Origin of the sequence: Paenarthrobacter sp. NPDC091711, assembly GCF_044756605.1 — a bacterium.
Classification (GTDB): domain Bacteria; phylum Actinomycetota; class Actinomycetes; order Actinomycetales; family Micrococcaceae; genus Arthrobacter.
In genome coordinates this window covers 1-22,434 of the sequence record NZ_JBIVTF010000006.1, presented here as the reverse complement: position 1 = coordinate 22,434, position 22,434 = coordinate 1, and the positions used below count along the sequence as shown (strand labels likewise).

General features: G+C 59.5%; 18 protein-coding genes. 12 read left to right on the top strand and 6 right to left on the bottom strand.

Annotated features, from left to right (window positions below):
- Window positions 1–10 precede the first annotated feature (10 nt).
- Together ACIQH5_RS11190 and ACIQH5_RS11185 are read left to right on the top strand one after the other, a co-directional pair.
- On the top strand, window positions 11–727 hold the full coding sequence (locus tag ACIQH5_RS11190; protein WP_400403131.1) for a hypothetical protein: 717 nt from the start codon (window positions 11–13) through the stop codon (window positions 725–727).
- A gap of 68 nt (window positions 728–795) precedes the next feature.
- Window positions 796–1,842 carry a C40 family peptidase gene (locus tag ACIQH5_RS11185; protein WP_400403129.1) on the top strand — a complete coding sequence of 349 codons (1,047 nt, stop codon included), beginning with the start codon at window positions 796–798 and terminating at the stop codon, window positions 1,840–1,842.
- Between the two features lie 54 nt (window positions 1,843–1,896).
- Here the strand turns inward: ACIQH5_RS11185 and ACIQH5_RS11180 are convergent, their stop codons facing one another.
- Together ACIQH5_RS11180 and ACIQH5_RS11175 are read right to left on the bottom strand one after the other, a co-directional pair.
- Window positions 1,897–3,789 (bottom strand): UvrD-helicase domain-containing protein, encoded by a 1,893-nt coding sequence (locus ACIQH5_RS11180; protein WP_400403127.1) that lies wholly within the window; start codon window positions 3,787–3,789, stop codon window positions 1,897–1,899.
- Window positions 3,786–6,035, bottom strand: coding sequence for an ATP-dependent nuclease (locus tag ACIQH5_RS11175; protein WP_400403125.1), 2,250 nt, complete (start codon window positions 6,033–6,035; stop codon window positions 3,786–3,788). Before ACIQH5_RS11175 ends, ACIQH5_RS11180 begins: the two co-directional genes overlap by 4 nt.
- A 667-nt stretch (window positions 6,036–6,702) precedes the next feature.
- On the opposite strand from ACIQH5_RS11175, the gene ACIQH5_RS11170 reads away from it, so the two are divergent.
- The 9 genes from ACIQH5_RS11170 to ACIQH5_RS11130 all read left to right on the top strand — a co-directional run bounded on the left by ACIQH5_RS11170 (window position 6,703) and on the right by ACIQH5_RS11130 (window position 15,789).
- Window positions 6,703–6,990, top strand: a complete 288-nt coding sequence (locus tag ACIQH5_RS11170; protein WP_157372120.1) for a hypothetical protein — start codon at window positions 6,703–6,705, stop codon at window positions 6,988–6,990.
- Between the two features lie 6 nt (window positions 6,991–6,996).
- On the top strand, window positions 6,997–8,400 hold the full coding sequence (locus tag ACIQH5_RS11165; protein WP_400403123.1) for a type IV secretion system protein: 1,404 nt from the start codon (window positions 6,997–6,999) through the stop codon (window positions 8,398–8,400).
- On the top strand, window positions 8,393–9,871 hold the full coding sequence (locus ACIQH5_RS11160; protein ID WP_400403121.1) for an SCO6880 family protein: 1,479 nt from the start codon (window positions 8,393–8,395) through the stop codon (window positions 9,869–9,871). The genes ACIQH5_RS11165 and ACIQH5_RS11160 overlap by 8 nt, the downstream gene beginning before the upstream one ends.
- Window positions 9,868–11,328, top strand: a complete 1,461-nt coding sequence (locus ACIQH5_RS11155) for an ATP-binding protein (protein ID WP_400403119.1) — start codon at window positions 9,868–9,870, stop codon at window positions 11,326–11,328. The genes ACIQH5_RS11160 and ACIQH5_RS11155 overlap by 4 nt, the downstream gene beginning before the upstream one ends.
- Before the next feature lie 26 nt (window positions 11,329–11,354).
- Window positions 11,355–13,118 (top strand): type IV secretory system conjugative DNA transfer family protein, encoded by a 1,764-nt coding sequence (locus ACIQH5_RS11150; protein ID WP_400403117.1) that lies wholly within the window; start codon window positions 11,355–11,357, stop codon window positions 13,116–13,118.
- The gene (locus ACIQH5_RS11145) at window positions 13,115–13,615 is read left to right on the top strand and encodes a hypothetical protein (protein ID WP_400403115.1); all 501 of its coding nucleotides are present in this window, start codon (window positions 13,115–13,117) and stop codon (window positions 13,613–13,615) included. The genes ACIQH5_RS11150 and ACIQH5_RS11145 overlap by 4 nt, the downstream gene beginning before the upstream one ends.
- 85 nt (window positions 13,616–13,700) lie before the next feature.
- Entirely contained in the window at window positions 13,701–14,846 is a 1,146-nt protein-coding gene (locus ACIQH5_RS11140) for an ArdC-like ssDNA-binding domain-containing protein (protein WP_400403112.1), read from the top strand.
- A gap of 53 nt (window positions 14,847–14,899) precedes the next feature.
- Window positions 14,900–15,403 (top strand): single-stranded DNA-binding protein, encoded by a 504-nt coding sequence (locus tag ACIQH5_RS11135; protein ID WP_400403109.1) that lies wholly within the window; start codon window positions 14,900–14,902, stop codon window positions 15,401–15,403.
- Between the two features lie 104 nt (window positions 15,404–15,507).
- Complete coding sequence (locus ACIQH5_RS11130; protein ID WP_400403106.1) at window positions 15,508–15,789, top strand: hypothetical protein; 282 nt, start codon at window positions 15,508–15,510, stop codon at window positions 15,787–15,789.
- A gap of 69 nt (window positions 15,790–15,858) precedes the next feature.
- Here ACIQH5_RS11130 and ACIQH5_RS11125 read toward each other — a convergent pair whose 3' ends face one another.
- From ACIQH5_RS11125 to ACIQH5_RS11110, 4 genes are all read right to left on the bottom strand, one after another.
- Window positions 15,859–16,365, bottom strand: a complete 507-nt coding sequence (locus tag ACIQH5_RS11125) for a hypothetical protein (RefSeq protein WP_400403104.1) — start codon at window positions 16,363–16,365, stop codon at window positions 15,859–15,861.
- Window positions 16,366–16,379: 14 nt separating this feature from the next.
- Complete coding sequence (gene mobF, locus ACIQH5_RS11120; RefSeq protein ID WP_400403102.1) at window positions 16,380–19,940, bottom strand: MobF family relaxase; 3,561 nt, start codon at window positions 19,938–19,940, stop codon at window positions 16,380–16,382.
- Window positions 19,937–20,278, bottom strand: a complete 342-nt coding sequence (locus ACIQH5_RS11115) for a hypothetical protein (protein ID WP_400403100.1) — start codon at window positions 20,276–20,278, stop codon at window positions 19,937–19,939. The genes mobF and ACIQH5_RS11115 overlap by 4 nt, the downstream gene beginning before the upstream one ends.
- Before the next feature lie 316 nt (window positions 20,279–20,594).
- Window positions 20,595–21,554: an Lrp/AsnC family transcriptional regulator gene (locus ACIQH5_RS11110; RefSeq protein ID WP_400403098.1), complete on the bottom strand. Its 960-nt coding sequence runs from the start codon at window positions 21,552–21,554 to the stop codon at window positions 20,595–20,597.
- Window positions 21,555–21,705: 151 nt separating this feature from the next.
- On the opposite strand from ACIQH5_RS11110, the gene ACIQH5_RS11105 reads away from it, so the two are divergent.
- A partial coding sequence (locus tag ACIQH5_RS11105; RefSeq protein WP_400403096.1) for a hypothetical protein occupies window positions 21,706–22,434 on the top strand: 729 nt, incomplete at its 3' end.

Below are 22,434 nucleotides of genomic sequence, written 5' to 3'. Positions count from 1 at the left end.
GGTGGTGATCATGAGCATTCGCAAGGCCAGCGGGGTTCGGACACGTTTGGGCCAGTGGGTCTTTGGACTGGCGATCATCCTCTTTGTTGGCTCGTTGGCTCTGCTTATCGCACTGCCGTCCAAGGGGCCAGCCACTGGGGCGCCGCCAGAGGCTCCTCCCGTAGCTTCGTCTTCTACGCCGAGCGTGTCGGCCGCCGCTCCACGGCCCTCAGCTAAACCTTCAGGAACAACCAAGGCGTCGGCTGTATCGCCTGTGCCCGGGGCGGCGGACTTCCGTGCAGTTGCCTCTACCGCTGCCGAGGCCATCTACACCTGGGATACGAGGACCTCGTCCTACTCAGAGGTCTACGGCCGGGTGCGCGATCTTTGGGTCTTGCTTCCCGATGGTTCCAATCCTTGGACCGTTCTGGTTCAAGAGCTTGAGGCTACTGGCGTGAACGCTGGATCGTTCGTCACTTTGGCGGGCCAAGGCGCCTTTCGTGAGGCGAATTCGGAGTCATTGATGTGTGACGAGCAGCTGGTCAAAGTGCGCGAGCGGCCCGCTCCATGGCCGGGGCTACATGTCTGCACCGTTCGGCTTCATGTCCAGGACCACACCTCGGCAAGTACCAACTCGTATTCCGCGCCCCTTAGTGTCATGGTGAACTGCCCTCCGGCTCCGACAGCACCTGCTGATAGTTGCGTGATGGTCGCGTTCTACGCGTCATCTGACCGAATCGTTTACTGATGCCTCATCCAGGACTTTCTGTCGTTCTCGTGCGACGGCGCGCCCTTTTCAGGTTGGTCGGAGCCTTCATGGCTGTCGTCGCGCTCGCATTTGGTGTCGTCGCCAGTGCGGTGGCTGTGGTCTTGGTGGGGGATCGTCCGACGGCGGCCGTCGCCTGTGTCCCTGGCCAAGAGACTGGTGCTGGTAGCGGCTCCGAAACGCTCAACCTGCGAACCGGCGTTGGAATCGCAGGGCTTTCGGCGGCCCAGACGAATGTAGCCAGGGGTTACGTGTCCGTCGGTAAGGGGCTCGGCTTGCAACGGGAGGCGTTGGTCATTGCCATCATGATGTCGCTGCAAGAGTCCAGTCTCCGAATGCTTGCCAATACCAACGTCCCCGATTCCTTCAACTACCCGCACGACGGAGTTGGTAGCGATCACGACTCGGTCGGATCGGCCCAGCAACGTCCTGCCGCCGGGTGGGGGAGTGTCGCGGAATTGATGGATGTTACCTACAACGCTAGAGCTTTTTATGGAGGGACGTCGGGGCCGAATCACGGAAGCCCTCGGGGGTTGTTGGATATCCCCGGTTGGGCTTCCTTGAGCAAAGGACAGGCTGCACAGGCGGTGCAGGTTTCGGCGTTCCCTGAACTGTACGACCGATGGGAACCGCAAGCGTCCGCGATCGTGAATGCGCTCAGCGGAATGGCGCCAGCTTCTGCATGTACGGACGCTCCAGCTGCGAGCTCGGATGTCGTGTCAGCTGAGGGCCTTAGCCAGATCCGCCAAGACATCCTCCGGTTCACCAAGATGGGAGTGGGAGGCAGCTATGTCTGGGGTGGCACTGCGTTCAAGTCGTGGGATTGTTCCGGATTCGTTCAGTGGATCTATCGACAGGTGGGAATTGAGTTGCCGCGTGTGGAGCAGTGGCAGGTAGGACGGATGACCGACTCGCCACAAATTGGCGACCTGGTGGTGCAGAACCCTCTTGGGCCGAACAATTGGGGACACGTGGGGATCTACGCCGGCAATGGGATGATGTACAGCGCGCTCAACCCATCTGCGGGAACGCTTTTGCACCCCATCGGATGGAACTCGGGAACAGCCTACTTCGACCTCCTAGAGCAGAACAGGTAGCCATGTCTCTACGGAAAATCGTTGTCGAAATGCTTCTAGGTCGAATATCGCAATTCACGCCGACCTGGCTGCCATCGGCAATTCAGACGCGGTTGCTATCTGAACGTGGTCACCGATGGCGGAGTGCCGAACTGCTTCAACCGCAAGGGTGACATCGGAGGCGAAAAGTACGATAGCCAAAGCCTCCTTTGCTCTGGAGACGCAGACGTAGAACAACCGGCGGGTGCGTTCTATTGCAGAATCTTTCCCTGCAGCCTGATTCGCGACATCCGTCGCCGACAGACTCTTGAGACCGAGAAGCTTCTCATATGAGTAGAGCGAGTATCTCCCCTCATCGTCATCCAGCACCACAACGACTCGCTCGAATTCCGAACCCTTCGTTCCGTGTTGCGTGGCGTACGGAGACTCTAAGGTGATGTAGCGATAGTAGCCCTCTAGTTCTGACAATTCACACAAAGACATCGCATCCAAGACTCGCTGGGTCGTCTCGTCTAATACAACGTCGTGATGGGAGCCGTCGAGATCAATGTATGCGGCCATACGCGGATCGAGCTCGACCAGCTGCAGGCTTGCTGCAAGTCTGAGAAGCTGGCCCAGGGTAGCGGGGGTGTCTACGACAGTCAACTTTCTGAGCGCTTCGACTGCTGTACGGCAAGAAGCCAGCGCAACTCGAACCTGTCGAGACTCTCGAGCGGTCCGCAGCAACGGGCTATGCTCCCTCAAGATTGAGAGGACGGCCGGTGTGTCGAAATCCTTCGTCGAACATAGGGGAAGAATCACGTCACGAAACGGACGAAGAGGCCAAGCCGCACCTTCATTAAATGCTTCCGATAGAGCGGTCGCCCTATTGTCGTTGAAGGCGGAGTACAAAGCACCAAATCCAAGTCGGCTAGCTGCCATGCGGTGCACAATCATGAGCACCTTTGAGCCGCCGTCCATTGCGCCTTCCGACCAGTTGCCTGATTTGCTGTGCTCATCCAGCCAGAGGCGCACCCGTTCGAGGTTCTCGCTCCTCTGGTCATCGGATGGCAAAACGAAACAGAACGCTTCTCCCTCGGATTGTGAGCTCCCGAGCCCACTCACTTGTTGCAAAGTGTCACCCTCAGCACGTACCGCATTGACGCAGGCTAGGACTTGCCGAGACGACCGAAAATTTTCTGGCTTGTCGATTTTGTGCCAACTTTGGTCGGGCATAATGGAAACGACGCCCTGTTGGTAAATCTGTTGCATGGGGTCTCCGAAGAATCCTAAGCACACCTTGCCGCTAGAGAGCCTCGCCACATGCTTCAAACACTCGACGACGGCGGGGAATGTGTCTTGGCTCTCATCAACGAAGATAAACGGAAACTGCCGGGCAACCAGCCGGGCAAAAAGGTCGCGTCTAAGTATTAATTCGGGAACCATTCTTAGAATGTCCGTGTGCCCTAAAATCCCACGTGCATAATCACCACCTATCCCATATGTCCAGTGGGTTACACTCAGGACAGACTTCCTTTGAGATTGTCGTTTTGCGAGATCCGAAGCATCCTTTTCCTTGGTGGCTGAAGTTGTGCGAGCTCCGTATTTAGCCTGCTTTAGAATTAGCCTGTCGATTTCATCATCAATGTGGGAACTTACCCATGCGCCGATGTCCTTCTGGAAGGGCCTTGATAGCGACCAGAGAAAGCTGTGGATCGTAGAGACGGAGGCAAGAGGGTCGTTTCCAATCTCCTCATGTATCTCGCGGGCAGCGACTTCTGTGTAGGTGATGCATGCAACACGCTGACTTTTCGCACGAAGGATGGCCCCCCTAGTTTGAGTGACGTGAGCGAGAGCCTTGACAAGCGAGGTCGTCTTGCCTGAGCCGGCGCCAGCAACCACGATGAAACCCTCGAGGAGGTCCTGGCTAAGTATCTCTCGGAGGTCCTCGTCAGCCGTCGTGTCTGGGGAATCAACTCTGGAAGTCATTCCGCTCCTTCCCCAGGCGCGATTCCATCCGCCGTCCTAACTGAGACTTCCGCAGTGAGTCTAGCGCTGAGCCACTCGAGTCCCTCCACAATGTACGCAGGTGCAGTCCACGTTGGGTCGCTTGTAGCAATTACTCCGAGTGCAAACTTGGTCTTATCAAAATTCTTGACGCGTGTGTAAAGCTTTGCATGTAACTCGGGGATTGAAAGGTCGGCCGCCTTGGGGATCTTCAAGCCCAAATGCTTAGCTTCCTTGCTCTGTGTCCAATCGAGGTTTTGTAGTGCGAATGCCTCTTCAAGTGTGCGGCCGACGCGTTCCTCGGCACGATCTTGCCATTTTACTGTTTCCTTAGTTTGATAAGCGACTCGGACAAGACTGTCTAGTCCGTCGAGCATTTTCGCCGATTTCACTTCTGAGCTGGCAGAAAGTAGATCTTTGATGCGAGAGAGTTTAGGGAGCCATTGAAGTAGCGTCTGATTGGATGTCACGGCACCCGGAGTGTCGACAGGGCACGACGACCCTGTTACTGCTTCGTTGTCCTCTTCTGCTGTTTCGACGTCCTCATCATCGTTGTCCTCTTCTGCTGTTTCGACGTCCTCATCATCGTTGTCCTCTCCTTCTTCTGCTGCTGCTTCGACGCTGTCCAAGTCTGTAATAACAAGTGTTGGAAGTGCGAGAAAACTGACCAGTTTCTCAAATCTATAGGCGAAGGCCCCACCTACTTCGAGGATGGTGAGATGATTTGAGGTCAGCGAGGGGACAAAGCGTTCGATGATCTGTGGAAGCAGGAGGCGTTCAACATTGCCTTCAACTAGCACTGCAGCGTCTGCGAAGAATAGGTCGCAGTGAGTGAGCTTTATGTACTGTTGCAGGAACTCGCGGGTTGCGTGTTCTTCTGTGTTATAGAACGTCGAAAGATTCTTGACCACACTCAAATTAAGCCCGGTTGCCGATGCCGATCGGCTGAAGTATCGGATCGGTTTGAAGTTACTCTCATAGATGATGTGAGGTGAGTGAGTCGTCACTACCAACTGAGTTTGAAAGCCTGCTTCCGGCTCCGGTAAAACCTCTTGGATTTTCCTGATGAATACTTGCTGCAACTGAGCATGCAGGTGGGCCTCTGGTTCTTCGATAAGCACGAGATGAATTGGCGGACGGTCGTCCTCTGCCTGGACCCATGCATGGTGAAAGTCAAGTATCTCGACCACCATGTAGATCAGATTCTTAAACCCAAGCCCGTTGTACTGATCAGGTAGCGTCTGCTCAGAAATAGTTCCGTTTTCGCTTCCAGTGGCGAGGGCGTAGTGAACCTTTGCGCTTGTAGTCAGAATGCCGTGTGCGTTGAATGATGCTTTGACGACTAGCCCCGGGTTGGTCACACCTGGATACCCGACCTCTCCAAGCCGATCTAGGGTTGGCCCGAAAACACTGGCGAAGTGGGCGTTCAGGCGCTCCTCAGAGTCTGCGATGGCTCCAAGTGCATCTAAATCTCCCTCAAGTTGCTGAAGATTCCGTTCGTAGAATCGACTCAGTCGCTTCGAGAGATCCTCGCTTCTGCCTCGTGAGTCGACGTCCGATAAGTGCCTCTGGGCGTGTAGGAAATCTACAGTGACGATGGATTCAAGGATTTTTGAAGCCCCACTGCCGTGCGTACCGAGGAAGAATGGCTCGTAGCCCTCCTCGGGAACAAGATCTTCAGCGCACTGTTTGGCGTCCAGAACAAAGTACTTTATCTCGTACTCCTGTTGCAGTCGCTTGCGTAGATATTCGACCATTGTGGCCGGCCACGGCTTGTAGGACGTTTGCTCAGCGCTGATGGTTGATTGCGCTTTCGCCCGCGCGTCGACGTAGTTGGCTACGAGGCTCTCTCCGTCGCGTGGCGCGTAAACCAGGCGAACGCCGACGGGCTCTCCGTCCCAGTCCAATCCCGGTAAGAGATCCAGCACTCGGTGCAAGTTTTCATCGTCGACGTCGAACCACAGGTCAAATTTGATTTGTGGAAGATCCGTTCCAGGGTCGCCGGATTCTGGGTTGAACGAGTTGAATGACTCCCAACAATCGGCTGTGAAATCGTATATCTGAAAGGGTGCCCGCGGGCTCCGCCCAAGGAACAACTGGAAGAGGTGAGTTGCCGAGGTCTTTCCGCTGTTATTCGCACCTACAAAAATCGTCTGATCAGACTCAAGGTCTATTCGGACGTTCTTAAGTCGCCTGAAGTTCTCGACACGGAAGCTTTTGATATACACGAGGTTCTCCAGGAGGTAAGTGCCGGTTGTTGCGTAATCATCGTAGGTGAGGGAACGGTTGCTTTCGGCTCGCCTCGCCTATAGAGCCAGCATGTTGCAGACTTCGCTCCCTGTCCCTGTACCAAAACGTGGCATGTCCAACCACCGTGTGCACATCGCTTAGCTGCCGTTCCAGCGTCTGCGTAAGGCCAGCGAACACGCTTTTTCGTGGTCCATGGGATGGACTGGAACCTGCATTTACCGAGGACGGTCGCAAACGACCAAGATACAAGCTGAGCCACGCGACGCGATTCTCTCGTCTGAGTGCATTCTCTTGACAGGGGGGCTATAGAGCTGGCAAGGACTAAAGCCGGAAACAGGGTCTAAGCTCCTGCCTGCGTCCTATGCAATTCGATCGAGGCACCAACGGAACTAGCTTAGGACGGCCTTGTCGATTCGTCGCCGCTGTGGCTGCCTACGGCTCCGAGGAGGCCCAGTAGTTCGAAGCCCGAGCGGTTGATGCCGGAATGGATCTGATCGTCATTAAGTTGGAAGTCACTTGATCGCACTCGGACCTCGCTACCTTAGTACCATTTCGCCAATGTCATGTCGTTCCCTCCCTCCCCATCCATGAAGTCGTGAGCCCAATCAGCTCATTCCATTGGAAGACGACTGGATGGAGCACCAGATGTTTCTGGCAGCGGTGGATCCCGGGATCACACCAAACGCGAATTTCCCTTTTCTTGAGTCGTTGAAGCAGATCGGCGGGGGCATCCTCGTCGGCGCCTTCATCGTCATCGCCATCGTGGCGATCATCGGAGCGGCGATGCTCCTGGCCGGCAAGCTGAGCCAATCCTCACGGCTTGCTTCCGGTGGCGGAGTGATTCTGCTGTGGACCGGTCCTGTCGCGGCCATCCTCGGCGGGATCAACGGCTACATCCTCTGGTCGCAGACGGCATTCCCGCTCGGCTTCTGAGCTGCCATGCCTGTCGATTGCGACCTCAATGGCTGGTGGCCGCCAGGATGCGGACTGGTTTCCCAAGCGAACGACGGCATCCAAGGTTCGATCACATCCGTTTTCGCCAACGTTCTGCAGAGCATCGCCTCGTGGATGTGGGGCTTCATTACGGGCGCCTTCACCGTCTCCGACGTCGACGACTCCCAGTGGACCGCCATCGGAGGACTTACCAACTGGTGGGTCGTCGTCATGATGACACCACTGGTCGTGGTGATGATCATCCAGCTCCTGTCCGGTCTGCTCAGCCAACAACCACGAAGGCTCCTACGTGCTCTGATCGGGGGAGCGGCAGCCGTTCCTCTCGTTGCCGCCGCGGTGTACGTCGTGCGTCAGCTCACCCGAGCAAGCGACCAGGCCTCGGCGGCGCTCCTGGATTCGATCGGTACAGACCCCTACGTCGTCTTCATGCGGTTGTTTGGCTTTGAACGAGCTCCTCAAGGCTCAGACCGAGAATGGAATGTCGTCTCCCTCGCGCCCGGCAATCAGGGCGGCGCAGTCGGAGGTGCGATCGTCACGGTCATGGCCGTCGTCGTGGTGTGGATCCTGGCGTTCATTCTCATGTGCTCGATGATTTTCCGGACGTTCGCGCTGGCAGTCCTTGCCGCAGTGGCGCCCGTCGCCCTCATGATGCTTCCCTGGGAGAAATCCAAGGTGTGGGCGGGGCGCTGGTGCGAAATCGTCGTCGCCCTTCTCCTTGCTAAACCTCTGGCGGCCACTGTCCTGGCAACCGCCATCAAGCTGTTTGCCGATTCGAAGTCCTTCGCGGGCCTGGCCGCCGGAACGGTCGGGATGGTCTTGGCCTGTGGAGCACCATTGATGGCGCTTCGTCTCGTAAGCTTCGCGGGTGGAGAGTTGGCCGCAGCGGCTCAAACCGCGGGCGGCGGCCATGTTCTGTCGCGGAGTAACAGCGTTGCAACGCGACAACTCAGCCGACAACTTGGCGGTCGTCTGACGATCGCGTCCATGATGGCCCGTTCCTCAATTGCGCGGCCTATTCCGTCGAGCCGGCGGGATATCCCCACCCGAGCTCTCCCGTCTTCCGTTCCGCTGCCGCGGAGCCTGACAGGTACGACGCCGGTACACCGCTCGGGCGGCGACGTCACCCTCATGGACGTGTCGTCGAGTAGTTCCAACTCCAGCAGCTCAGTCGTAAGGGGGCAGGTGGTCACTGACCACGACGTGAGTACGAGCGCGAGCACGATCCGTGCTGGAGCTAACCCGGGCAAGACAACGTCCCCGGGCACCCAACCAACAAGGCGGGCACCCGAAGTCAGGGCTCCGAACAGTACCTTGCCATCGACCGAACTACCGCCGATCAAGCACAAGGACACCTACAGGCCACTACCTCCGGACAAGTTCAATGAGTGATGAATCGCGGGCTCTGGAACCCGTCAAATTTCCCAGGTACGAACGGCGCGGAATCTTCATGGGGTTGAAGTGGTATCAGCTAGTGCTGGTCGCCATAGGCGTGCTCGTGGCGATTATTGCCTCGGCTGTGGGTGGTCCCAGCGGCCTCGTAGTGACAGCACCGATGTGGGTGACTCTGGTTTTGATCGGAGTTCTCCAGTACTCGCGGATTCCGTATCCGATTTGGGGCAGCCTCATCGTCTTGTTCTTCGTGCGGAGTGTTCTAGGGCAGACCCGGTACCTGGCTCGGCCAGAGCGCCCGGTAAAGGCTGGAAAGCTTGCCCTTCCCGGCGGCTTAGGGAACCTCAAGGTCCAGCCACTTTCGCGTGGGGAATGCGCGATCCTCGATGCCCCGGGCAAAGAAGCCATTGTCGTGCTCCGTTGTAGCACCCGATCCTTTGCTCTACTCGACGACGATGACAAAGCTTGGGCTGCTCAAGCGTGGTCCCGAGTGCAAGCCGGGTTGGCCCAACGATCTGACATTGCCCGGATTGCCGTTCAGGACTACACGGTGCCGTACCCGTCGTCAGCGCTGCAGGACTTCTACGATCGAACGGTCACCACTACAGACGGCGAGCGCAGCTCATGGGGGCAAATTGCGTACCAGGATCTGATCTCTGCGGCCGGGTCGGCGATGAGTCACGATGTGCTGCTGTCGCTGGTGGTTGATGCGTCGAAGTCGCGTCGACGGATCAAGGAGTCCGGTGGTGGGAAGAACGGGCTTGAGCGGTTGCTGCGTCTTGAGGTTGGTGCGATCACGACTTCGTTGGCGACCCACGGTGTCAAGGTTGATGAATGGCTGTCCGAGTCAAAACTGCTCGCCGTCCTACGCGGAGCTTTCGATCCAGAGACCCTCGCACGCGGGTCCTCCAAGTCGGAGCCTCAGCCCAGAGATGGGATGCAGCCACCGCGTCAGAGTTCCGGCCCCATGGCTGTCGAGGAGCACTGGACCTATCTTCGAAGCGACTCTGGATTCCACCAAACGTTCTGGGTGGCGGAGTGGCCGCGCCAGAAGGTGTATCCGGGCTTTCTGCATCCGCTCGTGTACGTCGGCGACTTCAGGCACACGGTAACCCAGGTCATCAGGACCGTGCCGACGATCGAAGCCCTGCGTGACATTCGCTCTGCCCAGGAGGCCCACGAGACACGACGGCGGATCAACGCGCGTTTCGATCGACCGACGACGCGGGAGCAGCGTGCTGAGGAAGAAGAGGTTTCCCAACGGGAAGAGGAGATCGTCGCAGGACATGGCGATGTCAGGCCCACGGCCTTCGTCACCATAACCGCCGAATCTTTGGAGGACCTGGCCCGGCATCGGCATGAACTCGAATCAGCGGCCGCGGGCGCATTTGTTGAACTGCGTCTGCTTGCGGGCCAGCAGTGGGCTGCGTTCATTGCAGGTGGACTTCCCTTAGGGCGGGGATTGCGATGAGCCTCAAGAACCAAGAGGTGACCTATACGCCGTCGGGCACTCGCTCGGAGAGGACGGCCGCCAAGCGGGCGGCAGCCATGGAGTCGACTTCACCGAAAAGGCGACTGTTCCACAGCGAAGACGACAAGTCGGCGGAAAGCCACGACCGTGAGCGCCTTCGTGGTGACTGGGGGAGTCGCGAGGCGAGCTCCTTGTGGGGTCCCCATCGCTTGCGGCCGGCTCCGCACCGTGCATCGACCCTGACGTTCGCTGCCGCCTACCCGTTCATCACAGAGTCCGGTCTGGGCCATGAAGGCACCTACATCGGAACGGATGTCTTTGGCTCCGGCGCCTTCTCCTACGATCCATGGATCCTTTACGACAAGGGCATCATCAGCGGTCCGTCGATCGTCGTCATCGGCACGGTGGGAACTGGAAAGTCGATGTGCGGCAAGTCGCTGGTTGCGAGATCCATAACCCTGGGCAGAAAGGCTGCGGTAGCCTCCGATCCCAAGGGTGAGTGGGTTTCCGTTGCCAATGCTGTGGGCGGCAAAGTCATTTCCGTTGGCCCGGGCAGATCGGCGCGCGTGAACCCGCTCGATGCAGGACCGAGGCCGAGCTTGCTGACAGACACTCAATGGAAGGCCGTCGTGCGGCAGCGACGCCGGCAACTGCTCGTGGCTCTCGTGTCTCTCATGCGGCAGGGCACTCCGCTGCATCCGGTTGAACACACGGCATTGGACATGGCGCTGATGGAAACGACCGCGGAGAACTCGACGCCGACACTCCCCATCGTGCTGGACCACTTGCTCAACCCGTCCCCGGAAACCCTGGCTTTGGTTGGTAGGGATGGCGGCGTCGCTGTTAGCCACTCGCTGCGGAGGACAGTATCGGGCGACCTAGAAGGAATGTTTGACGCTCCCTCCACCGTGGCCTTCGATGCCGACGCGCCAATGATGGTCATGGACACGTCCGCACTGATCGGTGCGTCCGAGCAAGCGCTGTCGTTGGCAGCCGCCTGCAGTGCCACCTGGCTTGAGGCTGCGGTAACAAACCCCGACGGCGGCAAGCGGCTTGTGGTGTACGACGAAGGTTGGCGGATGCTCGCCGATCCCTACATGTTGGCCAAGATGAGCGAGCAATGGCGCCTCGCGCGGACGTACGGGATTGCGAACCTCCTCATCATGCACAAAGTGGCGGACCTCAACGAGATCGGTGACAGCACGAGTGGTCACCGCCAGAAGGCCCTGGGCTTGCTGACCGAAGCGGACACTCGCATCATCTATCGCCAGAAGCATGATGCCATGCGGCTGACCAAGGAAGCCTTGGGTCTCACCGAAGCTGAGTGTGAGCATGTTGAGAACCTGCCCAAGGGCGTCGGGCTCTGGAAGGTGGGAAACCGCTCGTTCATCGTGGCGAACAGAGTGACGACCGATGAGCTTGAGGTCTTCGGCACCGATGATCGGATGCACTTGTGAGGACACGAACAGGGAGTACCACCCCGATGGTCTCCGTAGGTCTGTGGGCGATTGCTGGCTATGTGGTCTTTTGCTTCCTCGTCCAGGCCGCTGCCTCTGCGGTGACGCCTCGGCCGTGTGGCGGCAGGCCGCCGTCGTTCCTCAATCCGGTGGCCGGCGTCGGGCTGGTAGTTGGCCGCGGTGACTGGGTCTCCCGAGAGTGTGCGCCTGACCTGGCTGCAGTCTGGTGGATCGTGGGTGGCGTGCTTGCCGTAGTCGCGGCGCTCGCCGTTGGGGGAGTGCTCGGCTGGAGAATGTGGAAACAATCCGGTGCGTGGCTCCGCCAAGACATCCTGAGCAGGGATGGCGTGGCTGGAAGGGCGGAGATTGTTCGCGACTTTGGCTCCCGAGCCGTCCGACGTCGCGGCCTCTACACGCGTCCCGGGCTTAGTCGACCGAGCATCCAAGACGTCTCGTGGACGCTCGGTCGCTCGCGAGGTGTGACCATCCATGTCTCGACGGAGGAGTCGATGGTTATTCAAGGTGCGCCTCGGTCGGGCAAGGGCCTGTATGTGGTCATCAATGCGATCCTCGATGCGCCAGGGGCGGTGGTCACGACGTCAACGCGTGCCGACAACCTGGTGGTGACCATGCGGGCCCGGATGAGTGATGGGCGGCCTGTGACTGTCTTCGATCCGCAAGGCATGTCGGGACTACCTTCGACGCTTCGCTGGTCACCAGTCCGCGGATGTGGGGATCCTGACATCGCAACCCGTCGAGCTCTGGTGATCACAGCGGACACAGAGATGAAGGGCGAGAACGCCGCGTGGCAGAAGCGCTCGCTGATCGTTCTGCAGTGCTTGTTGCATGCGGCGGCGCTCTCGGGAGAGGGAATCAGTGCCTTCCGTCGGTGGTCTTCAAGTCCCGTACTGGCGCGAGAAGCACTGGACATTCTAGGTAGGCCGGGAGCCGCGCTCGGTTGGCAGGCAGACTTGATGGGGATACTGGAGGACGATCCCCGCAATACCTCGAACTCTTGGATCGGAGTCTCTGCAGCGGTCGCACCGTTGTCCTCGCCACGAGTGTTGGCGGCGCTGAATCCGCAGGACGAAGCCCAGGAGTTCGACCCCAAGGCCTTCATCAGGCAGCGAGGGACTCTGTACCTGATTGGCACCCGCTCCGGTGCAGCGGCGGCGGGGCCGTACCTGTCCGCCCTGATTGATGACATTGACAATGCCGCTCGCGAGATGGCGTTCGTCTCGGCTGGAGGGCGATTGGATCCACCGTTGTCTCTAATCCTTGATGAGATTGCCAACCTGTCTCCCTGGCCCGGGCTTCCAGTGGTGCTCTCTGATGGCGGAGGGATTGGCATCTCGACTCTCGTGGTTCTTCAGTCGTTGTCCCAGGCACGTAGCGGTTGGTCGATAGAGGAAGCTGCGACCATTTGGGACTCCGCCATCATCAAGGTCATCTTCGGCGGAGGGTCTGACGAGCGTGACCTGCGCTCGCTGGCGGGTCTGCTGGGGGAGCGCAGTCTCATCATGAATACCCGGTCCTGGTCCGCTCAAGGGCGCCAGGACGGAGAACAAATCCGGGATACACCGGTGATCCGCCTGGACGAGATCCGTCGTCTTCCTGTTGGTACTGCCCTCATGCTTGGTCGACGGACTAGACCCATACTTCTTGACCTGCGCGATTGGCACAAACGCAAGGACGCTGCTGAACTGGGCCGTTCGAAAGTTGAGACGGAGCGGGAGCTGGCTGCCGGTCACCTGACCCGGCAGGAATCGAACACTGAGGTTGAATCATGAGCACCCAGGCCGATGATTCTGACTTTGAAGTTGGCAGAGTCTCTGATCTTGACGACGAGCTGACGGCTGAGCTGTTTCGCTCGTCGTTTCAGCCCTCGCCCCGCACGGCAGGAGTTACTCGTCGCTGGCGGGACATGTCCGCGGAACAGGTTGCGGTTGTGTGGCAGAGCCTCTTTGACTGGGTTCGCTGGTTCGTCGCCACATACCAGCTGACCACCTCCGTGGTGCCGGACTGCTGGTGGCGGCATTCGGAAGTGGTTGCCGAGCTCTACGCGCTGCAGCGGGCGGAGATGGCTTCTTTTACTTCCGACGACTCGGGCTTCGGTCCCTTGGCTTTCCACGAAAGGCTCCCACACGCCGTCGAGCGTCTCCGCACCCACACGAGAACCGCAGGGTGCGTGGGACTGCAGAGCCATAAGGAGCCGGTCATCAGAGTTGTGCCCGCTGATCTCGCTTTCGATGACTGGAAGTTGAGCGCCCATCAGTTTGGGGCCTGATCCGGTCATGGCGTCCTGGCCTGGGCCGGACATGGATAGGTGATCCCTTCTCAGGGCTGACTCAGAAGTACGAAGGATGGCTGCCGTGGCCGCTGCACCTGAATCGAACGCTCACCTGCCTAGCGGGACGGGCGACGTCGGCCTTCCGCCGGGCGTTCGAATGTCACCTGAAGAGCGCATCGCGAGTCTCACCGATGGGCTCCATACTGCCCTTGAGCAAGCTATCGAGTCGCCGGCTCGATGGCAGGTATTGCTCGACGCCTCAGCCACTTTGTGGCGTTATTCAGGGGGCAACGTCGCCCTGCTAATGGCGCAGATGGCGCAGCGTGGTACCGAGGAGCCTACGCTGGTGGCCGGCTACAAAGAGTGGGCGCGTCATGGCCGGACGGTGCTGCGTGGCGAGCATGCGCTCTGGGTGATTGCACCGCGGACCGCGTCCATGCAGGAGCTGAAAATGGCCGATGGTCAGCGGAAGCTGTTGCCCGTGGCCCAGGCAGTTCCGGTCGATGCGGTCAGCCTTGGCAAGAAGAACGTCGTCACCGGTTGGCGGGGTCAGGCCGTCTTTGACGTTACCCAAACGGAGGGTACGCCAATCCTGGTGCCGCGCGGGGGCGTTGAATCCGGCGAGAACCTGGATGACCTGTGGCGTTCCCTGTGTGATGTTGCGAAGGAACGCAGCTTCCGGGTGGAGGTCTCAGGTGTCCAGTACGGCTACACGAGTGGCTACACAGACTTCGATGCTCGTCGGATCCAAGTTGGCCTTTGGATGAGTAGCGAGGAGCGGGTGGCCGTCCTTGCCCACGAACTCGGTCACGTCTTGTTGCACGGTCCGGATGACAGTGTTGGTCGGCTCTATGGCAGCAGCGCGAATCACCGCGGTTTGGCTGAAGTGGAGGCCGAATCGGTTGCTTACACCGTCCTCAGGGCTCATGGCATTGATCGTGGGCCACAGTCGGCCACTTACTTGGCTGGGTGGGCTGACGCGGTCATCAGAACCGAGAAGGAACTGCAGGAGGGGCGCGCTCCGACGTCGCGCGTGGACATCGCCAAGTCCGTGCTGGGGCGGGTAACGGCGGCAACCAAAGGCATACTCGCTATTTCGGATCCTCCTGGGTTTGGTGGGAAGTTCGCTGCTGTCAGCGCTTCGCCTGCTGTCACGGCTTCCTCTACCTACGCTGGCGTGCCTGGCCCGGGCGCCTCGATGCCTGGGCCTGAGTTGGCAGGTCCCTGATCCGTTCAGATGTCCGATGGGAGAGGCCCGTTGGCGAAGAAAGGTAACCGACCATGAACACAAAAATTCCCATCACCATCGCGGGAAATCTTGTCGCGGACCCGGAGCTCACGATCGGGGAGTCCGGGACGCCGCACGCGAAGATTCGGGTCGCTGTGAACCAGCGCATCCAGAACCCTGACGGCACTTGGCGGGACGGCGAGCCGGTCTTCCACAACGTCTCGGCGTTTCGGATGCTGGCCGAGAACGCTGCGACCTCACTGAAGAAGGGTGATCCGGTGACCGTCTCGGGGGAACTGGAAATTCGGTCGTACGACAAGGACGGAGAACGCCGCGAAGCTCGGCGGATCATTGCTGACACCATTGGTCCTGACCTTCGGTTTGGGACTGCCACCTACCAGCGTTCGGCACGTGCCGTCACGGAACCAGAAACGACGGTGGAGGCGACCGGTCCGGAGGCGACGACCGCGACTGGCTGGCCCGTCTACAACGTGACGACGAAAAGCCCGGTGGTGTCGTCCCCTTTCGGCGGGGCGCGGACTGACATGTCGATCTGATCCGTTTCTACGACTCGCTGCCCACGTCGCATGTTGGTGACGTGGGCAGCTCTCCGGTTGGCGCCGAATCCGCGCATTCGAATATATGTTCTAATCTTGGTTTTATGAGACCGAAGCAAGACTCCATCGCTTTCGCGCGCATGATGGCTCAGATCGAGGCCGATAGCAATCACCCCAAGCCGGACGACGGCAAGATCATTGAGCTCGACCTTGGAAAGCAGCCCTTGGTTCGCGTGGGTGAGATCTATGGGCGCGCGATCAAGTACACGAGGTCCTTTGGCCTGGTGGAGTGGGTGGATGACCAACGGGCCTATCACGTGGAGTGGTTCCCTGCAGGGCAGATCAAGCGGGTGGACCGGGAAGCGTGGAGGGGACGACCACTCTGAAGCGCACTCTGACTTGGTGCTGGAATCAGCGGGCTCGCGCCTTTAGGGCCGGAGGGTGGCTGCTATCGATCAGAGTTGTGGCGCCCACGTGAGGACGTGGTTGGCGGCTACTGAGTAGGTTGTGGGCCAGGGGTTGCCGGGTCGGACCTGTTCAGGGTCCGGTCGGATTAGGAGTACTGAGCCGGGCCAGATGGGCTCTGGTAGCGCTTCGATCCATGCAGGCTGGATGTAGTCGAAGCGGTTCCAGCGGATGGTGATCCAGGCTCCCGTTGGCTGAGGGGAGTCGACGCTGAGTACGGTGATCTCAGTGGTGGTCTTAGCGCCGTGCTTCATAGCTTCCAAGCGCGCCCATTGTGCGCGGCTCGAAGTCTTCCACACGCGGTAGTCCCTGAGTCGCTCGTACCAGAAGTAGGACAGTAGGAGCCCTGTAGCCACGATTACTGCTAATGCCCAGCCAACGGCCGGAAAGGTATAGGTCATCGCCGCCAGCGTGACGGCAAGTGCCAGCGTCACCGCGCTTGTGACGATCAGAGCGGGTGTCGCAACTTTCGGTTTGAGGACTGGATTTACTTGCATCTATTGCTCCATGTTCAGTTTAAAGCTGCCAACCCGTGCTGGTAAGGCCCTGCTGGGTGGGCATTCCGCTGAAGGTCACGATGTCTGGCGGCTCCAGCGCCGATTGGGGCGCCGTGAACTATCCCTTGGAGATGTTCCCATTGCGATCGCTGTTCCCACTCCCAGTTGGCGGGAACTGCACCGAGAACGAGAGGGGAGTCGTGGATACCCCATCGGTCTCTGTAGACGGCAACTTCGCGAATCAAGGCTGCGTTCTCGAACCCATCTGAGAGTGGGTCGAGTTCATTGATAAGCGCTGTCTTCCATTCAGGTTCCTCAAGTAGTGCAGCCATGGCGACGTGGTCCGTGCGGTTCCCAATCCGCCGTCGTACTTGATCCAGAGTCTCTTTCAAGTCGTCGCGTTCGACGATGAGCCGTTCTGACAGGGGATCGATCGGTGTGTGGGGCATCGCGGAGCAGTAGCGGCGAAGACGTGAGTGGATCACTGCGGTGAGGTCGTCGGCCGTGGCGTCCGACTCAAGGGATTCAGAGAGTACGCGATGCGCCCCTGGCCGATTGGTGTTTGTCGCCTGGCGCCATGCAGCTACTGCTGCTCCCCACGCGGGGGAGGCTCTTGGTGAGTCAGCCAGGCCGGGCGAAAGGCGCTCGAGAGTACTTGCCAAATCTGCGCTCGCCGCAATCTGGGCAAGGTAGTCGTACTCGCGGTTGAGCTGTTCAAGGCTGTCCGCGCGGGAGCGTTCACGCTCGCGAACCTCGTGGGCTGTCCGCTCAGCGCCTTCCGCGGCCAGGACTTCGCCAAGGATCGCCCGCCAGTTGGATCGAGAGCTCGGGTCGAGGATTTCGTCTTCGTCGGGGTCGTTCTCACTGACATAGGCCGTATTGGAGTGTCGTCCGCGAGTCAGGCTGACGTACAGGAGTTCCCGGGTGAGTCGGCCAGGAGTGACTACGACGTGGGCGGAGTCCACCGTGATGCCCTGGGATCGGTGGGCGGTGGTGGCGTATCCGAGCTCAACGGATGACGCCAGATATGAAGCGCCGAGTTCGACCGTGGCACCGGTATCCGTCCGCTGAGCATGTAGCGATCGGTGACGTACGTTGACGCTCAGCACTCGAAGTAACGTTCCATTCCGAATGAACGCACCCTGATCGTCGACAAGGGAACGATCATTTCGACGCGCAATGACGATGTCGCCGCGACCCGCCCGGAGCCCATCCCTGAGCGCCAGTGTCTGTTCGGCATCGGCGACACCCAGGATCACCCTGTCAGCCTGGGCGCGTTCGTTCAGCATGTTCACTGTCTCGTTGTCGGGAGCAATCAGGACCGAAGCGTGCCCTGAAAGGACGTCGGCGTGCCACGCGGCATATGCGCGGTCCATCATGTCCAAGTACGCGCCGTGACTGATCCGCCCATGCCGCTCGTAGTCCGCGAGCACGGAGATGTCGCCCGCACGGAGACCCACAGAGGCCGACGCCTCCCATGCGTGCTGGAAACGCCAAATCGAACTCAAACTGGCAGCTTTGCCTTGCCGATCGAGCCAACCCAGCACTCCGCCGGCGTCGATGGAATCAAGCTGAGCCGGATCGCCAACCAATAGCACCTTCGCCTGAGCCTGGTTGGCTTGTGCCACGATGGCCGCGAGTTGTTGCGTGGAGACCATCGACGCCTCGTCGACCACCACAAGCTGATTCGCCCTGAAGGTCCATTGAGTCTGCTCCGCCGTCAACCGGGTGATCCGTTGTTCGAGCATTGACTTCGCATCCCTTGCCATAACGGTGGCGAGCCGTGACTCTGCATCAAAGAAGGCCGAACTCCTTTGCACTGCTCCGCTACCAGCAGACTCGTAAAGCCACTTGGAGACATTCTCAGCAACCATGGCCAACTCCGAGCCAAGAACCTCGGCGCTCGCAGCCGCCGGAGCCAATCCGACAACGGTCCCTGTACCGAACTGCAATTCCCAGGCGGCTTTGATTGCGCCGAGGGTAGTGGTTTTTCCCGTGCCGGCCGGGCCAACGATGGCGTCCAGCCGATGGGAGCTCAGCAGGATTTCGGCGGCAGCGGCCCTTTGGTCGTCGTGCAGCTCCGACGTGCCGTCCTTTCTGTACGAGGCAAGTGACGCCATGGCGTCATTCGCGCTTACTGCCAGTCCGCCGTCGTCGTTCCTTGCCGCAAGAATCTGGTCCTCGAAGGCGAGGGTCGCCTCATCCGTGTAGAGGCGCGACCCGTCAAAATCGAAGACGCTCCGGTTCGCGAAACGTAGATCGTCGGCAGCCTCGGCAGGGAGGCTGTAGCGGTATTCGTTGAGCGGGACCGATTGGAGCTCCGCTGCCGTGGCGACGGCGTCTATCATCGCGTTGCGGTCCTCCGGCGAGGCGCAGCGAATCTCGGCGCAAACGCGCTCGGCTTCCGCAATCAGGTTCCAGCGATTCCACGTGGACCGCTTAGCGGCGACGCGCTGCCTGGTGACATGCCCGACGGCGGCAATCCAGTCAGAGGCGAAGTCAGTTACGCGGAAGGGTCGGTTGTGCGATCGGTGGATTGTGGAGGAGACGACTTTCTCGGGATCGAAGCCCTTGCCTTTTGCGCGATCCCGCCAGCTGCTAGACAGCTCGCGAAGAGGAGAGGGGGCGGCTTCTTTCGGTGTTCTTGTGGAGAGGGTTGCTTGTTGCCGCAACTTGACGGTCGTTGTGGCCGACGGGCGGGTGCCGTGTTCAGCGATCCATTCCTTGATCAGCCGGTCGGTCTCGACATCGATGAGTCTTGAGCGGTTGGAGAATTCGCGGATGAGCGCCTCGTCGATTCCGGTCAGTTGTTGGCCTGGGTTGTGGGTGTTTAGGGCAGGAGCGCGGACGTCTGTATCGGTTCCGAGGTTTTGTCTTAGGCTGTCGAAGAGCAAGCCGTTGTAGTGCTCGCTGGCGGCGACGACCGCCTTGTAGAGGCTTCGCGAGTCGAGTGTGGTCCACGCGTTGTCCGTGATGCGTTGGACGCGGTTGGCGAGCACTACGTGAGTGTGGAGTTGCGGGTCGCCGGCTCGCGATTCCCAATGGTCGAAGGCCGCTGCCACGACTCCGCGTGTTCCGAGGTGGGCGATGCCGTTTCGTCCGGCGCGTGTGTTGATGACGAGGTCTTCAAGCCAACGGATCGTTGCTTCGACTGCCTCGTGGTGGGTTTGGAGGATCTGTTCCTGTAATTGGCGCGGGCTGAGGGCCCAGAGTGCCGAGACGGACTTGGGGACGCTGAAGGTAAGGTCGAAGCCGGCGACGGCGTGATTGGTGGTTCGGCCGCGATTCTTTCGGGTGATGGTGCCTTCGCCGTAACCGCGGCCGAGGGGTGCTGCTGTATCGGGGTGCTGGGAGCCTTGGAAGATCGACCTCGCGTCGGCTTCCGTGACTGACTGTCCGGATGTTCGGTTGATGCCGTCGAGTCCGCGACCGGTCCAGCGACCCTGCGGTGTGCCAGTGGCCATGTAGTAGCTGATCGTATCCACGGGAGTGGGGCGGGCATCGTCGAGCATTGTCGACTGGAAGAGGTACTTCAGCCCGGACTTCACGGAGAGTCGGGCGATGGACATGGTCATGCACCAAGCGCCCCGCTTCTGTTCTTGCTTTGCAGCCAGCCTCGACGGCGGAGGATCCCGACGGTGGCTGGGTCGAGGGCGACTCCCTTCACTTTTGACACATGGACCAGGGCTGCGGCGACGTGTGCGAGATCCTGGACGTTTGTGCGCTGGGCGCGTTTCAGTCGGAGGACCTCGTTGTGGAGGAGGCCGTTTCTTGTGTCGAGTTCGTCGTAGATGGCGTGGAGGCGTTCGAGCTCAGAGGACTGGGATCGTAGTTCGGTGGTGAGACGGTCGATGTGGTCTTGGCAGGCGTTCCTGCTCGTGCTCCCGGATGCTGCCGCATTCTTCTTGTTCACGACCGTTCATGGTGAAGTCATCGACCGCGTGCATGACGATTGGCCTCAAATTCGGAGCACCGGGCCTTGGATGTCAGAGGTGTGAGAAGGGAGCGGAGGTGCGGTCGGCAGGGGACACTGTCATTTGCCGTTCAGGGCATTTACCTGGTGGCGACGCAGCCGCCTGTCTGTTGGAAACGTAGCCAATGGGCGGCGGACCAAGGAACTGCTAACAGGTGCGTTCCATTTTCGACGGAGCCGTTGCTCCTACGGAACGGAACCAGCGTTCTAGGCTGAATGCGGGGAAGCATGCCAGCCTGAAAGTCCAGGCACCATCTCAGCGCGGAACGGGTGGGGTATAGGCCATGATGTTCTCGTCGTACAAAGTGAGTGACCACGATGCCACGTACGGGTTGGTGGCGATCTCTTGCTCTATGAACTTGTCCAGATCCTGACGCTCAGGGCAGACCTGTACGAGGAGGAGATCGTAGGGGCCCGCGACTTCGACAACGAACCGCGTCGTAGGGTCGGAAACTGCACGCTTAATAAGGCTCTCGGTAGGGCCTGACATTCGGATAGCAATTTCGCCGTGACCGGTGATTCCGAGGCGGTATGGGTCCGGCAATGCCCGAACGCGAAGAGCTCCATCTTCGACTAACTTGACGTAGCGCTGCCTTGTCGCTGCGGTTGAGAGGCCGGTGTGCTCCGCAAGTTCGGTAAAGGACATCCTGCCATCGCGAGCGAGTTCTCTGAGTATGGTCAGATCGATGTCTTCCAGAAGGCGGGGATTCGGGTGTCGGACCCAGTTGTCGTCTGAATCATTGCCTTCTGGGGTGCCCCAGTACCTAGGCCGCAGTGAATGTATTTCCAAGCCGAGCCCGACTTCAACGCTTTCGACATGGGGAAGGGTCCACAGATCATTTCGGACTCGAAGGAGATCTTCGTGATCTGGGTAGGTGGCGTGGGCGCAAATCACGGGCCCTTTTGTACCGGTGCCGCGCTGGAGGGCAGCGAAGTCAACGCCGTCAACGCCTTTGATAGCAGCAACTGCGTCGGAGGTCGCTCCCACGTCCATGCCAATCCTGACGAAGGCATTGACCGGCCGCCCGACAAAGGCCGGCTCTATTTGCGCAGCCACGACGACTGAGCCAGATTCAAGGAGTTTGTTCAGGCGGTACCGGGCCGCGGTCTCCGAGAGGCCGATCTCCTCAGCCAGCTTCCGGACGGGAACCCGGCCCGATCGCTGAAGGATCTCCATGATCTGTTGATCCTTGGGATGGAACTTGACGACGTTCACCAGCGCCCCTTCGTCGGCTGAATCGACCGCCCTCGATGGGCTTCCTCATTATATCTATATCGAAAAATAGCGGTTTCGAATGCAACCATAGCAAAAAATGCAGAAATGCACTACATTTCAGTGACTGGTGTCGACTTTCTTGAAGGAAACCATGAAGGACATAATGACCGCTCCCTATGCCGACCTCGATGATCGAAGGTTTGTCGAAGATCCAGTAGGGTATCTGAGGGAACTGGCAGGGCTCTCTCCTATCGTGCTGACCGCCCGAGGAAACTGGGTGGTGGACGGGTCCTTCGTAGACAAACTCGCAGGTGATAGTCGACTTGTCGACATCCACGGCGGAGTCTTGGCTATGCTGCTCAACCAGCACGACTTGCAGCAGGAGGCGCTGAGTGTAGTCTCTGCGGTCTACCTCTCAAATAGCGGGGTGACAGCATTGCGTGGGCATATCAGGGAGATCGTCACGGATCTGTTGGATCAGTGCCCGTCTGATCGACCGGTGCAGTTCTACGATGACGTTTGTAGCCACGTCCCGCCCAGGCTGTTCTGCCGAATGGTAGGTGTTTCGGAGAAAAGCGGCCCGTCGGTTATTCGGGCAGCCTCAGCTCTTCAAACTGTCCTTTCAAGAGACCCGGCACCCGACGATGTCTTCGAGGCAGCATACGGGGACCTCTACGCATTTGTTGAGGAGCTTGTTGCCGAGAAGCGGTTGAATATCGGGTCGGATCTGATTTCCCAGTTGCTGCGTGCTGAGAGGGCTGGGCGCATGACCGAGCAGCAGGTCCATGACATGGTCGTCATGCTTCTGGAAGCCAGCACGGACAACACCTCCCACCAGATGGCGATGGCCGTAGCCGAGATCCTCGAACACCGTGACCAG